Source organism: Pseudomonas sp. Kh14 (genome assembly GCF_900291005.1).
Lineage (GTDB): Bacteria > Pseudomonadota > Gammaproteobacteria > Pseudomonadales > Pseudomonadaceae > Aquipseudomonas > Aquipseudomonas alloputida.
The window spans coordinates 39,935-53,095 of record NZ_OLKJ01000029.1; the positions used below are offsets into that span (position 1 = coordinate 39,935).

Consider the following 13,161-nt stretch of genomic DNA (forward strand, 5'->3'; position numbering starts at 1 on the left):
TGAGGCCAGACTAGTGGGCTATGGCTTTAATGAAAACTGAATAATAATGAGCGAAACATTCACGTTTGGAGAATGGCTGTGGACCTGGTGCAACTGGAGATCTTCAAGGCTGTGGCAGAGCAGGGCAGCATCAGCGCCGCCGCGCAGCACATCCATCGGGTGCCGTCGAACCTGACCACGCGCATCAAGCAACTGGAGGAGGACCTGGGTGTAGAGCTGTTCATTCGCGAGAAGAGCCGCCTGCGCCTGTCGCCTGCGGGTTGGAACTTCCTCGAATACACCCGGCGCATCCTCGACCTGGTCCATGAGGCGCGGCTGACCGTGGCGGGTGAAGACCCGCAGGGCACCTTTGCCCTGGGATCGCTGGAAAGCACGGCGGCGGTGCGCATCCCGGCGTTGCTGGCCGCCTACAACCAACGCTACCCCAAGGTTGACCTTGACCTGTCCACCGGGCCCTCCGGGACCATGCTCGAAGGCGTGCTGTCTGGCCGCCTGGTGGCGGCGTTCGTCGACGGCCCGGTGCTACACCCGACGCTGGAGGGCATACCGGTGTTCGAGGAAGAGATGATGGTCATTGCGCCGCTCAACCATACACCGGTGACCCGCGCCCAGGACGTGAACGGTGAAAGCATCTACGCCTTCCGCGCCAACTGTTCCTACCGCCATCACTTCGAAAACTGGTTCGTGCAGGACCAGGCGGTACCCGGCAAGATCCACGAAATGGAGTCGTACCACGGCATGTTGGCCTGCGTCAGTGCGGGTGCCGGCCTGGCCATGCTGCCGCGCAGCATGCTCGACAATATGCCCGGGTGCAGCACCGTCAGCGCCTGGCCAATGTCGGAGGACTTTCGCTACCTGAAAACCTGGCTGGTATGGCGGCGGGGCACGGTATCGCGCAGTTTGAGCATGTTCGTGAAGTTGCTTGAAGAAGGCCGTGCAAGCTGATGTTTTTGCTCGATAACCTGATTATCTGAATTGAATTTCATCTGCATGACCAGGCATCAGCACGAACACCCCTTCGCTGGGAGGATCAGATAATAGGTAAGCCATCCTCTAAAGGAGGGTCGTACCATGCGAAACCATCACTATGCGCTCGGCGCTGCCTTGCTGATCACTCTGGCCCTGCCATGGACCCTGACCGCCGCCGCCGACCTCAATGCCCCCATCGACATGCAAGCCGTGCAGTTGCAACCGCAGGAGCAGAATGGCGTGCGCTACCTGCAGGGCGGTATCGGCCAGGACGAAGCCAATGCCCTGCGCAAGACCACGGGTTATGACCTGCACGTAGAGCTTTCGACCGGCCCGGAAGGCAAGTTCCAGAGCGGGGCCACCGTCGATATCCAGAATGCCCAGGGCCAGCCCGTGCTCAGCGTCAGCGATGCCGGGCCACTGCTGTATGTGCAGCTGCCTCCCGGCAAATACAAGGTCATTGGCAATGCCCAAGGTCAGGCGGTGCAGCAGTGGGTGGCCGTGACGGGCAAGGCCCCCACGACCGTTAACCTTAATTGGCGTTGATGAAGAGACGGGCAGGAGTACGGATGTACTCCTGCCTGGGGTCAGGTCACGCCTCGCGAATTCCTGTACCCGGCAGGCACATCTTTACCAAGTGATTTAGCCAATAGTGGCAATACACTTCCAACTTTCTGATTATCTGGACAATAATCAGAAAAGTATTACTTCGTATGACCGGTCTGGATGCACCGGTCAGCGCAAAACATCGAGGGGCCCAAGCCCCCGCTTGCCGTGTAGACCATCAGGAGAGTTGTTGATGAAAACCCGTCTAGCCGCTTCGCTGGCCGTTGCAGTGCTGGCCGTTGCCGGGGCCGATCTGGTCCAGGCTGCGCAGATATCAGGCGCCGTGGGCGCCACTGGCCAAGGTGACATGACGTACCGTATCGGCATGTCGTTCGACTGGGACAAGAAATGGCTGGAAAGCAGCACTGGCCATGTGAGCGGTTACTGGGATGCGGCCTACACCTATTGGGAAGGTGGCGATGCCAGCGGCGCGCATTCGCTGTCGTTCAGCCCGGTGTTCACGTATGAGTTCAGCGGCTTTACCTACACGCCTTACATCGAGGCAGGTATTGGCCTGGCAGCCTTTTCAAAGACCGACGTGGGCGACCAGCGTCTGGGGTCGGCGGTCAACTTTGAAGACCGTATCGGCTTTGGCCTGAAGTTGCCGGGAGAACAGAAGGTAGGCATCCGTGCCATGCACTACTCCAACGCCGGGATAAAGCAGCCAAACGACGGCATAGAGTCGTACTCGCTGTTCTACAGCACAGCGTTCTGACATTACGGGGCCGCGGCGCGGCCCCGGCAATTCAGAAGGTATAGGAAACGCCGGCCTGCACCGTGCGCGGTGCGCCGGGGTATACGTAGCTGTTGAACGCGCCCTCGTCATACCCCTTGTTGAACACGTTTTTCACGTCCAGATTCAATCGCACGTGTTCGTTGACCTTGTAGAAGCTCAACAGGTCGACCACGCTGTAGCGTTCCATCGTGTAGGTGGCTGCCGATGTCTGCCCGGCACGGTCGTCTACATACTTCACGCCTACGCCCAGGCCAAGGCCTTTGACCAGGCCATCCTGGAACTCGTAAGTGTTCAGCAGGCTGAAGGTGTTGCGCGGGATATTGGCCAGGTGCGTTCCCTTGGGCAGGGTGGTGTCCTTGGTGACTTCGGCGTCCACGTAGGCATAGCCACCGATCATGCGCCATTCGGGGGTGAGGTTGCCGGCGACGTTGATGTCCAGGCCACGGCTGCGCACCTCGCCGGCGGCAATGCTGTAGGTATTGGTCGAGTCGTTCGGGTCGCGAGTCAGGACGTTTTCCTTGGTGATCTGATAAATCGCCGCGTCGAGGCTCAACTGCCGGTCCAGCGCTTCCCATTTCACACCCAGCTCGTACGACTTGCCCTTTTCCGGGTCGAAGCCACCGCCGCTGGCAGGCGTGCCTGTGTTGGGCTTGAACGAGCGCGCAGTATTGGCATAGACCGCCACGGTGTCAGTCAGGTCGTAGATCAGGCCAAAGCGTGGCGTGACTCCGTTTTCGCCCTTGCTGAAGTCCCGATTGGCAGGTCGCTTATCGTCGTAATCGTGCTCGAAGCGCTCGAAGCGTACACCCGCCAACGCCTTCAGACGCTCGGTCAGCGCCACCTGATCCTGGATGAAGAAGGCCCAGGTCTGCAGGTTCTCGCTGTCCCAGGTCGTTGGGATCGCAGCCAGCGCCGGTCTCGGTTGGCCGAGTACCGGGTCGTAGATGTCGATCGGGTAGGACGCGCTGGAACGTCGGATGATGGAGCTGTAGTGATAGTTCTCGTACTCGATGCCTGTCAGCAGGGTGTGGCTGAGCGTACCGGTATCGAAATGCCCGGTCAGGTTCAATTGCCAGTCACGGTCGGTCCATTCCAGCTTGCGGTAGTTGAAGTTCCGCTGCAGGGTGCGGCCGTCTGCCAGTAAATTGCTCCCCTCGACCGCATTACCCTTGAGCGAGCCATCGAGATACTGGAATCCACCGCCCAGCGTCCAGTTGTCGTTGAGCAGGTGCTCGAAACGCAGCTGCGCCATGTTGTTGTCATTGTGCAGCAGGTTGTCGCTGCCTTTTTCCCAGATATAGGTATCGCGCGAGGCGCTGCCGGTCTGGGTGGGGTAGCGGGTCAGGCCGCGATCGAGGGGGTGGTTGTTGCGCATGAAATCGCCTTCGAAGGTGATCTTCGTGGCGTCATTCACCTGCCAACTGATGACAGGGGCGACATCGTAGCGTTCGCTTTCGACATCGTCGCGGAAGCTGTCGCCGCCTTCACCCAGTACGTTCAGGCGGTAGGCCAGCGAGCCGTCCTGGCTCAGCGGCCCGGTGGCATCAAGGGTGGCACGGTGCATGCCCTGGTCGTCGAACTGGCTGCCAAGGGTGACCTTGGACTCGGGCAATGGCTGCTTGCTGACCACGTTGAACGTACCGCCGGGGTCGCCACGGCCGTACAGGCTGCTGGCCGGGCCACGGATGACCTCCAGGCGCTCGACGGTGTTGGCATCCGGAGCATTGGGGTAACCGCGGTTGATCGGAAAGCCGTTGCGATAGAACTCCCCGGTCGTGAAGCCACGCACGGTGAACGTTGTCAGGCCCTGGCCGCCGAAGTTGTTGGCGCGGCCGACACCCCCGGCGTAGTCCAGGCCATCCTGCAGGCGTGTGGCGCCCGTGTCTACCAGCACATCCTTGGGCACCACGCTGACCGATTGCGGGGTTTCGTGCAGCGCCGTGTCGGTGCGGGTGGCACTCGCCGAGCGGGTGGCCTTGTAGCCTTCGACCGGGCCGTCGGCGCGTTCGCTGTCGGCAGTACTGGTGATGCTCAGGGCTTGGAGTTCTATCTGGTTAGGGTCGCTGAGCGGTTCAGGCTCGGCAAAGGCCAGCGGGGAGACAGCATGAAGCACACAAAGCGAAACGAACGTGCGGCGCATCGACGGTACGGTCCTTGAATAGGGCGCTAAGGGCTGGGTCGGGAAATGCCGCGAACATACTACGAATCATTATCAAATGCATTAATTTTGAGTGGCACTGGTGTACCAGAAACCAAGGAAGATGAAGCGTCAGTGACAACAGTGCCGGCAGGCACTGCGAAGGGGCCGACAGGGAAGAGGCTGCTCCGTGGTTGGAAGTGCCTCTTTGCAGTAGAAGGTTATTCCTGCCTGGCCCCTGGGCAGGCTGCTGAAGGTCAGCGAACAGCCTTGATCGCCAACACATTGCACAGCGGGTGTTCCAGCACATGCGCCGTTGTCCCGCCCAGGAATGTCTGCATGGCGTCATGCCGGTGGCTGCCCATGACTATCACGTCCACCCGGTTGTGGCCGACGAACTGGGCAATGGCCCTGGTCGCGGTCCCTTCGAGGAAGTGCCGGCGCTCCAGCGGGATCTGGTGATGGTCGCCCAGGCGGTTGAACGCCGCCCGCTGCGCGGTTCGCACACTGCTGTCGAAGCCGGGCATGGTGACCGTACCGGCGCCGAAGTCGGCGATGTGGGTCTTGGCCGCGTCGCACACATGCAGCAGGTGCAGTTCGGCGTTGCACTGCAGGGCCAGGTCATGGGCGCAGTGGATGACCTGCTCGTCCAGGTGTTCGCCAGTGCCGTGGCTGTTCAGGTCCACCGCGGCAGCGATCTGCCGGGGCAGGGGCAGGCGAATGTCGCTGACCAGATGCACGGCGACCGGGCTGTCCTTGAGCAACTGCCAGTCCAGCGGCGTGACCAGCAGGCGTTTGAGTACGGGCTCGTGCTGTACGTCCTTGACCAGCAGATCGCAGCCCAGCCGTTCGACCCGTTCCAGTACGCTGCCCAGCGGGTCGCGGGTCAACAACAGCTCGGTGGACACGTCCACACCGGCATCGCTCAGCTGTTCGGCCTCATCCGCCAGCCATTGGCGGTTGTCGCTGAGCAGCCGCTCACGCTCACGACCATCGCTCATCAAGCCAAAGGTGTCGACGTCGTCGACGAACACATTTATATCCAGCAGGGCACCGCTGGACTCTGCCAACGCCGCCGCGCGTTGCAGCGCAGGCGTATGACGCATTTGCGGGCCGAGCATGACGAACAGACGTTTGAACTGGCTCATCGCACACCTCCACGTGTGGCAGCCCCCCGGTACCCTGATGATGTTCAGTCTAGACTGCCGCAGCGTACACCGGGGCGATGTGTCGGGTATGATGCGTTCCCCATCATTGTCACGAGGCCTGTCCCATGTCCCTGAGTGCTGAACAGATCGTTGAGTATCGCGCCTTTGCCGAGCAATTGGCCGATGCTGCCGCTGCAGCGATCGCGCCGTACTTCCGCGCCAGCCTGGATGTCGAGGACAAGGGCGGGCGTCTGTACGACCCAGTGACCGTGGCCGACAAGGCCGCTGAAGACGCCATGCGTGAGTTGATCCAGGCTCGTTATCCCGAACACGGCATTCTTGGCGAAGAGGCCGGTGTTGCAGTGGGCAGCAGCCCGCTGACTTGGGTGCTCGATCCGATCGACGGCACCCGGGCGTTCATTACCGGCTTGCCATTGTGGGGCACCTTGATTGCCCTGAATGACGGTACCCGCCCGGTGCTGGGGGTGATGAACCAGCCGTTCACCGGCGAACGTTTCGTGGGAACCCCGGCAGGCGCCTGGCGCAGTGGCACGCCCCTGAAGACGCGTGCCTGCGCCGACCTGTCTGCCGCCACGCTGATGTGCACCACGCCGGACATGTTCGACACCGCCGAGCGCAAGGCGGCATTCGAAGCGGTCGCCAGCAAGGCGCGGTTGATGCGTTATGGCGGTGATTGCTATGCCTACTGCATGCTGGCCTCGGGCTTTGTCGACGTGATTGTCGAAGCGAGCCTTCAGCCGTATGACGTACAAGCGCTGATGCCGATCATCGAGGGGGCGGGTGGCGTGATCACGGCGTGGGATGGCAGTTCGGCGCAGGATGGCGGGTGCGTGGTGGCCTGTGGCGACCCTGCGCTGCATGCGCAGGTGGTGGAGATGTTGCGCCACGCCATGTGATCCGGGTTCGTCGCTCCTAGCCTCTTCGCGGGCGAGTCCCTTATTGTGGGAGCGGGTTCACCCGCGAAGTGGCCGCCACAGGTTTGCATTCTTTCCAGCCACCGCACTTTTTCCCATTTTCGGGCTCTATGCTTGGCCAGGCCGCGCTGACTCCCAGCGTAGCCGCCGAATATCGACCCGGTGCCGATGGTTGCAAGCTACCCGAATTTCCTCCCCCGCCTGCTACTGACAGGTGCCCTGGCATGCCTGTGCGCCTGTACGCAGCAGCAGGGCCGTGACATGGTCAACCAGCTCGGCAACGGCAAACCCAGCGAGCTGTTCCAGACCAGCGTCGACCGCCTGGCCACGCTGTCGATGCGCGACAACTTGCAAAGCCTGTACCTGCTGATGAACAAGCTGTACCTGCGCAACCCCAGCCAGTGGAAGATGTCTGGTTACCTGGACGCCGCCACCGCCGAGCGACAGATCCGCATCGCCATCGAACAGCGCCGGCCGCTGCCGCAACTGGGTAACCGCCGTGACCTGGCGGCATTGAGCTACGCCCTGAGCCCGGAGTTTCGTGGGGACCGGGTCGGCGCCTTCATCTACGCCATTGGCAGCATGCTGATCACCGCACATGGCGGGCGTACCGAGTTCTACATGACCGATACCATCGATCCACTGTTCGTCAACAACGCCGCGCGCAATATCGAGAAGGCAACATGGATGCTCAGCCAACGGCAGGATGCCAATGGGGTGTTGTTGCTGTTCTCGAACGAAATCTCGGAGGAGGGCAGCAACCTGAGTTTTGCTGTTGAATTCGGCAAGATCGTCGCGCGGCTGGACTTGCTGGCCGAGTTGCTGGATGAGCGTTATCGGCGCATTGGCTTGAATTACGCGCAGAGCCTGTTGCTGATGAACTTCCTGCCGGTGCAGTAAGAGGCCCTGCCGCAGGGCCTTTGCGAAATGCCCATACATGAATGAGGATTGAGGTGAGGAGTGTTCATTGGCGAATCAACGTTTCGTCGGGCCGCAACTGGCATTTTTGCCAGTTGCAGTGAGTGTATGGCAGCCTAGAATTCAAGGGAAATGGTGTTCTCTAAGGTCATTGATCGTGAAACGTTCGCAATCGTACACGCCCTACGGGGCTATTGGGGGTGATGGCTATTGCTCCGTGTTGAAGTACAATGGTGATCATTTAGACGATCTCGTTAGCGGGTATCATCTAGGGGTAGGTAAACGATTGTATCTACCAGCTTTGATGCGCTTCGCATCGCCCGATGCCTTGAGCCCGTTTCTGAAAGGTGGTATCAACAGCTATTCTTACTGCGCCGGAGATCCTGTAAATTACTCGGACCCTACAGGGCAGTCCCCAGGGTCGCCGAAGCTAGTAAGAAAATTATCACAGACAGCCCCATCGAAGCCCTCATCGAGCTCATCCAGTAATGTTCCCGTTAAGAACCCCAAGCAGCAAAATATCACCTTCAAACTGGAGGGTCCCGAATTAAGAGATAAATATTTAATAATGAGAAATAAAAAGATACCGCCGCAAGATATAATTCAGTCCAACCCTGACTTAAGGCCTTTTGTAGAGCGTAATTCGAAGTTGGCTGTGCTTGCTCGCTTGAGGGGGTCGCCTTCATCTGACAGAAATATATTGCCGGAAGATCTGGATGTTCTTAATTATATCAAGCGTGTTGTCGCCCCTCCTGTCGGGGGGAGTGATGTAGATGATTATTTGTTTGATGCTTATGCTAGTAATATTGCCTCTGGCGGCGATAGGATTCCTGAGTTGATGAAAGTTACTGCTTGGATTAGGGCTGAGCGTGAAATGTTTGGTTGATAGTAATTCTCGGAAATTTGCGGCGCCAGGTTGAGTATCAATCTCGAGTAACCTTATTTCCGCCGCTTGGTAGCTAAGCATTTGAAGTGTCCAGCTTTCTACATAAAGGGGCTTATTAACCGTCAGGCCATAATTAGTGGACCGCCTCCTATATACTGCACTCGACCGAGACAAGAGCATCACTGTCAATGAGGGGTGTATGTTGCGCGGATGGTCGGCACTATCACCCGCCATGAGGAGTGCAAGCAAGTTTGTCCAATGGCCTGCACATGGCGTTAGAGCTGATATGCGCCAACATTTACCCGATCGGCATCGACGGGATTACTGAACACGCCAGCCCGTACCGCCGGCACCTGGAGCGCTTGGTCCGCCCCTATGTGCAGGCCACGCGAGTACCGGAAGATACTGTTCGATAAACGAACACGCATGACGCCGGACCTGTCCGCTATCCGCCCGGCCAATCCCATCGTTGCATTGCCCAACCCCCGCCTTTTTGCTGTAGTGTCCCTGTCCGCCGGCTGTCGCCTGCCCCTGCGACGCGCTGCCAGCCCGATAGAATGACCGTGATGACCGCAACCACAGCCCACAAGGCGGTAGGGCGCGGCGACCAGAACAATAACGATACCGAGTGCCTTGCCTATGGAAAGCCGCCTGCTGAGCGAGCGCAGTAGCGTGTTTCACCACGCCGATCCTTACGCTGTGTCCGATTATGTGAACCAGCATGTAGGCCAGCATTGCATCGGTCTGTCCCGTACCACCCACCCCCAGGCCAGCCTCAGCCATCGCAAGTTCGCCGAGCTCGACCTGTGCCGTATCAGCTATGGCGGCAGTGTTCGCGTGACGTCGCCTGCGCTGGAAACCATCTACCACCTGCAAGTCTTGCTCAATGGCAACTGCCTGTGGCGCGGGCAAAAGCGCGAGCAGCACCTGGTGCCGGGCGAGCTGCTGCTGATCAACCCGGACGATCCGGTTGACCTGACTTACTCGGAAGACTGCGAGAAGTTCATCCTCAAGGTGCCGACCCGGCTGCTGGACTCGATCTGCGATGAACAGCGCTGGCAGCGGCCTGAAGGGGGCGTGCGGTTCTTGCGCAATCATTACCGGCTGGAGGAGCTGGATGGTTTCGTGAACCTGCTGGCCATGGTTTGTCATGAGGCGGAAGTGAGCGATTCGCTGCCCAGGGTGCAGGGCCATTACAGCCAGATTGTCGCCAGCAAGCTGCTGACTCTGATGAGCACCAATATCCGCCGCGAGAGCCTCAGCTCACCGGGTGCAAGCCTGGAGCGGATCATCGACTACATCGATCGCAACCTTAAGTTCGAGCTGACAGCGGAGGCGTTGGCGGAGCAGGCGTGCATGAGCCTGCGCTCGTTGTATGCGCTGTTCGACCGGCACCTGCAGACCACACCCAAGCAGTACGTACGACAACGCAAGCTGGAACAGGTGCGTGCCTGCCTGGGTGATGCCAGTTGCTCGGTACGTAGCGTGACCGAACTGGCCATGGATTATGGTTTTCTGCACCTCGGGCGTTTCTCCGAGGTGTATCGACAGCAGTTTGGCGAATTGCCGTCCGAAACCTTGCGCAACCGGCGTTGAACCCTACCGGTCTCTCGCGGGTACGCCCGCGAAGAGACGGTTGAACCTGTCACCTCAACCTGCACAAAACGGATAGCACCCCGCACAAACCGGATATTGCGACCCAATCCCAGCCTCTAACCTGACCAGGTCTAAACAATAACAAGGGAGACCCTGGCCATGTCCCTGGGATTCGACTACCTCAATGCCATGCTCGAGGACGACCGTGAAAAGGGCATCTACCGCTGCAAGCGGGAGATGTTCACCGACCCACGGCTGTTCGACCTGGAAATGAAACACATCTTCGAGGGCAATTGGATCTACCTGGCCCACGAAAGCCAGATCCCCGAGAAGAATGACTTCCTCACCCTGACCATGGGGCGCCAGCCGATTTTCATCGCGCGCAACAAGGACGGTGAGCTCAATGCCTTCCTCAACGCCTGCAGCCACCGCGGTGCCATGCTGTGCCGGCACAAGCGCGGCAACCGTTCCAGCTATACCTGCCCGTTCCACGGCTGGACGTTCAACAACAGCGGCAAACTGCTGAAGGTGAAAGACCCCAGCAACGCCGGCTACCCCGACAGCTTCAACTGCGACGGCTCCCACGACCTGACCAAGGTGGCACGTTTTGAGTCGTACCGGGGCTTTTTGTTCGGCAGCCTGAACGCCGATGTGAAGCCGCTGGTCGAGCACCTGGGCGAGTCGGCGAAGATCATCGACATGATCGTCGATCAGTCGCCTGAAGGCCTGGAAGTGCTGCGCGGTGCCAGCTCGTACATCTACGAAGGCAACTGGAAGCTCACCGCCGAAAACGGCGCCGACGGCTACCACGTAAGCTCCGTGCACTGGAACTACGCTGCCACCCAGAACCAGCGCAAGCAGCGCGAGGCGGGTGACGAGATCAAGACCATGAGTGCTGGCGCCTGGGCCAAGCAGGGCGGCGGTTTCTATTCCTTCGACCACGGCCACCTGCTGCTGTGGACCCGCTGGGCCAACCCGGAAGACCGCCCGGCCTATGAGCGCCGCGACCAACTGGCCGCCGATTTCGGCCAGGCACGTGCCGACTGGATGATCGAAAACTCGCGCAACCTGTGCCTGTACCCCAACGTGTACCTGATGGACCAGTTCAGTTCGCAGATCCGCGTTGCCCGGCCGATTTCGGTGAACAAGACTGAAATCACCATCTACTGCATCGCGCCGAAAGGCGAGAGCGCCGATGCCCGCGCCAAGCGTATTCGCCAGTACGAAGACTTCTTCAACGTCAGCGGCATGGCCACCCCGGACGACCTGGAAGAATTCCGCTCGTGCCAGACCGGCTATGGTGGCGGCACCGGCTGGAACGACATGTCTCGCGGCGCCAAACACTGGGTCGAAGGCGCCGATGAGGCGGCCAAGGAGATTGAACTCGAACCCCTGCTGTCGGGCGTGCGCACCGAGGACGAAGGCCTGTTCGTGCTGCAGCACAAGTACTGGCAGGACACCATGATCCAGGCCCTCAAGGACGAACAGCAGCTGATCCCCGTGGAGGCCGTGCAATGAGCCTGTATGAAACCGTGCGCGACTTCCTGTACCGCGAAGCGCGCTACCTGGACGATGCCCAGTGGGACCAGTGGCTGGAACTGTACGCCAGCGATGCCAGCTTCTGGATGCCGAGCTGGGACGATGACGACACCCTCACCGAAGACCCACAAAGCGAAATCTCGCTGATCTGGTACGGCAACCGTGGCGGCCTGGAAGACCGTGTGTTCCGCATCAAGACCGAGCGCTCCAGTGCGACCGTGCCCGACACCCGCACCTCGCACAACATCAGCAACATCGAGATCGTCGAGCAGGGCGAGGGCAGCTGCCAGGTGCGCTTCAACTGGCACACCCTGAGCTTCCGCTACAAGACCACCGACAGTTACTTCGGCACCAGCTTCTACACCCTCGACCTGCGCGGTGAGCAGCCGCAGATCAAGGCCAAGAAGGTGGTGCTGAAGAACGACTACGTTCGCCAGGTCATCGACATCTACCACATCTGATACAGGGTTTTCGAGCATTGCCCGGTGCGTCTTGTGACGCGCCGTGGCCCGGCTCGCCCGCGAGGTGCAACATGAGCTACCAGATCGCACTGAATTTCGAAGACGGGGTTACCCGTTTCATTGAAGCCACCGGTCAAGAAACCGTGGCCGACGCCGCTTACCGCCAAGGCATAAACATTCCGCTGGACTGCCGTGACGGCGCTTGCGGGACCTGCAAGTGCAAGGCTGAGTCCGGTCGTTATGACCTTGGCGACAACTTCATCGAAGACGCCTTGAGCGAAGACGAAATCGCCGAAGGCTACGTGCTGACGTGCCAGATGCGTGCCGAAAGCGACTGCGTCATCCGCATCCCGGCTTCGTCGCAGCTGTGCAAGACCGAGCAGGCCAGTTTCGAGGCCGCCATCAGCGATGTGCGCCAGCTGTCGGTCAGCACCATTGCCCTGTCGATCAAGGGTGAGGCCCTGAGCCGTCTGGCCTTCCTGCCGGGGCAGTATGTCAACCTCAAGGTGCCGGGCAGCGAGCAGAGCCGGGCCTACTCGTTCAGCTCGCTGCAGAAGGACGGCGAAGTCAGCTTCCTGATCCGCAACGTACCAGGTGGGCTGATGAGCAGCTTCCTGACCAACCTTGCCAAAGCCGGCGACAGCCTGAGCCTGGCCGGGCCGTTGGGCAGCTTCTACCTGCGGCCGATCCAGCGCCCGCTGTTGCTGCTGGCGGGTGGTACCGGGCTGGCACCGTTCACCGCGATGCTGGAGAAGATCGCCGAGCAGGGCAGTGAGCACCCGCTGCACCTGATCTACGGCGTGACCAACGACTTTGACCTGGTCGAACTCGACCGCCTGCAAGCGCTGGCGGTACGCATCCCCAACTTCACCTACAGCGCCTGCGTCGCCAACCCGGACAGCCAGTACCCGCAGAAGGGCTATGTCACCCAGCACATCGAGCCACGTCACCTCAATGACGGCGATGTGGACCTGTACCTGTGCGGGCCGCCCCCCATGGTGGAAGCGGTCAGCCAGTACGTGCGCGAGCAGGGCATTACCCCAGCCAACTTCTACTACGAGAAGTTTGCGGCTGCGGCCTGACAGCCCCTCTGATTCAAAGCAATACGCCGACCCTGTGGGAGCGGGCGAGCCCGCGAAGCAGGCTGCGCGGTGGATGGCACGGGCTTCGCCGGTGTTCGCGGGCAAGCCCGCTCCCACAGTGATCGCGCAGCCTTTCCGGCTTTGAGCA

General features: G+C 60.3%; 12 protein-coding genes. 10 read left to right on the forward strand and 2 right to left on the reverse strand.

Annotation, left to right across the window (positions count from 1 at the left end; all coding sequences use genetic code 11):
* Positions 1 to 78 precede the first annotated feature (78 nt).
* From FQ668_RS14935 to FQ668_RS14945, 3 genes are all read left to right on the forward strand, one after another.
* Entirely contained in the window at positions 79 to 945 is an 867-nt protein-coding gene (locus FQ668_RS14935; protein ID WP_004374302.1) for a LysR family transcriptional regulator, read from the forward strand.
* Positions 946 to 1,071: 126 nt separating this feature from the next.
* Positions 1,072 to 1,515, forward strand: a complete 444-nt coding sequence (locus tag FQ668_RS14940; protein ID WP_014591018.1) for a hypothetical protein — start codon at positions 1,072 to 1,074, stop codon at positions 1,513 to 1,515.
* Positions 1,516 to 1,768: 253 nt separating this feature from the next.
* Complete coding sequence (locus tag FQ668_RS14945) at positions 1,769 to 2,290, forward strand: acyloxyacyl hydrolase (protein ID WP_019438651.1); 522 nt, start codon at positions 1,769 to 1,771, stop codon at positions 2,288 to 2,290.
* Between the two features lie 31 nt (positions 2,291 to 2,321).
* Here the strand turns inward: FQ668_RS14945 and FQ668_RS14950 are convergent, their stop codons facing one another.
* Positions 2,322 to 4,451, reverse strand: a complete 2,130-nt coding sequence (locus FQ668_RS14950) for a TonB-dependent siderophore receptor (protein WP_019438650.1) — start codon at positions 4,449 to 4,451, stop codon at positions 2,322 to 2,324.
* Between the two features lie 254 nt (positions 4,452 to 4,705).
* The gene (locus tag FQ668_RS14955; protein ID WP_014591015.1) at positions 4,706 to 5,596 is read right to left on the reverse strand and encodes a universal stress protein; all 891 of its coding nucleotides are present in this window, start codon (positions 5,594 to 5,596) and stop codon (positions 4,706 to 4,708) included.
* Positions 5,597 to 5,721: 125 nt separating this feature from the next.
* On the opposite strand from FQ668_RS14955, the gene hisN reads away from it, so the two are divergent.
* The 7 genes from hisN (at position 5,722) to benC (ending at position 13,013) form a co-directional block, all read left to right on the forward strand.
* On the forward strand, positions 5,722 to 6,513 hold the full coding sequence (hisN, locus tag FQ668_RS14960; RefSeq protein ID WP_014591014.1) for a histidinol-phosphatase: 792 nt from the start codon (positions 5,722 to 5,724) through the stop codon (positions 6,511 to 6,513).
* Positions 6,514 to 6,699: 186 nt separating this feature from the next.
* Complete coding sequence (locus tag FQ668_RS14965) at positions 6,700 to 7,431, forward strand: hypothetical protein (protein ID WP_014591013.1); 732 nt, start codon at positions 6,700 to 6,702, stop codon at positions 7,429 to 7,431.
* A gap of 175 nt (positions 7,432 to 7,606) precedes the next feature.
* Positions 7,607 to 8,335 (forward strand): RHS repeat-associated core domain-containing protein, encoded by a 729-nt coding sequence (locus FQ668_RS14970; protein WP_080590255.1) that lies wholly within the window; start codon positions 7,607 to 7,609, stop codon positions 8,333 to 8,335.
* Between the two features lie 639 nt (positions 8,336 to 8,974).
* The gene (locus FQ668_RS14975; RefSeq protein ID WP_019438647.1) at positions 8,975 to 9,931 is read left to right on the forward strand and encodes an AraC family transcriptional regulator; all 957 of its coding nucleotides are present in this window, start codon (positions 8,975 to 8,977) and stop codon (positions 9,929 to 9,931) included.
* A 159-nt stretch (positions 9,932 to 10,090) separates the two neighbouring features.
* Complete coding sequence (benA, locus tag FQ668_RS14980; RefSeq protein WP_004374325.1) at positions 10,091 to 11,449, forward strand: benzoate 1,2-dioxygenase large subunit; 1,359 nt, start codon at positions 10,091 to 10,093, stop codon at positions 11,447 to 11,449.
* Positions 11,446 to 11,931: a benzoate 1,2-dioxygenase small subunit gene (gene benB, locus FQ668_RS14985; RefSeq protein ID WP_019438646.1), complete on the forward strand. Its 486-nt coding sequence runs from the start codon at positions 11,446 to 11,448 to the stop codon at positions 11,929 to 11,931. Before benA ends, benB begins: the two co-directional genes overlap by 4 nt.
* Positions 11,932 to 12,002: 71 nt before the next feature.
* A complete protein-coding gene (gene benC, locus FQ668_RS14990) occupies positions 12,003 to 13,013 on the forward strand; it encodes a benzoate 1,2-dioxygenase electron transfer component BenC (protein ID WP_019438645.1) in 1,011 nt (336 codons plus the stop codon).
* The last annotated feature ends 148 nt before the right edge of the window (positions 13,014 to 13,161 follow it).

Excerpts from the sequence above, each read along its gene's own strand:
- benA (WP_004374325.1), top strand. The coding sequence starts at position 10,091 with ATGTCCCTGGGATTCGACTACCTCAATGCCATGCTCGAGGACGACCGT.
- FQ668_RS14950 (WP_019438650.1), bottom strand. The coding sequence starts at position 4,451 with ATGCGCCGCACGTTCGTTTCGCTTTGTGTGCTTCATGCTGTCTCCCCG.
- FQ668_RS14945 (WP_019438651.1), top strand. The coding sequence starts at position 1,769 with ATGAAAACCCGTCTAGCCGCTTCGCTGGCCGTTGCAGTGCTGGCCGTT.
- FQ668_RS14955 (WP_014591015.1), bottom strand. The coding sequence starts at position 5,596 with ATGAGCCAGTTCAAACGTCTGTTCGTCATGCTCGGCCCGCAAATGCGT.
- FQ668_RS14965 (WP_014591013.1), top strand. The coding sequence starts at position 6,700 with ATGGTTGCAAGCTACCCGAATTTCCTCCCCCGCCTGCTACTGACAGGT.
- benB (WP_019438646.1), top strand. The coding sequence starts at position 11,446 with ATGAGCCTGTATGAAACCGTGCGCGACTTCCTGTACCGCGAAGCGCGC.
- FQ668_RS14975 (WP_019438647.1), top strand. The coding sequence starts at position 8,975 with ATGGAAAGCCGCCTGCTGAGCGAGCGCAGTAGCGTGTTTCACCACGCC.
- hisN (WP_014591014.1), top strand. The coding sequence starts at position 5,722 with ATGTCCCTGAGTGCTGAACAGATCGTTGAGTATCGCGCCTTTGCCGAG.
- FQ668_RS14940 (WP_014591018.1), top strand. The coding sequence starts at position 1,072 with ATGCGAAACCATCACTATGCGCTCGGCGCTGCCTTGCTGATCACTCTG.
- benC (WP_019438645.1), top strand. The coding sequence starts at position 12,003 with ATGAGCTACCAGATCGCACTGAATTTCGAAGACGGGGTTACCCGTTTC.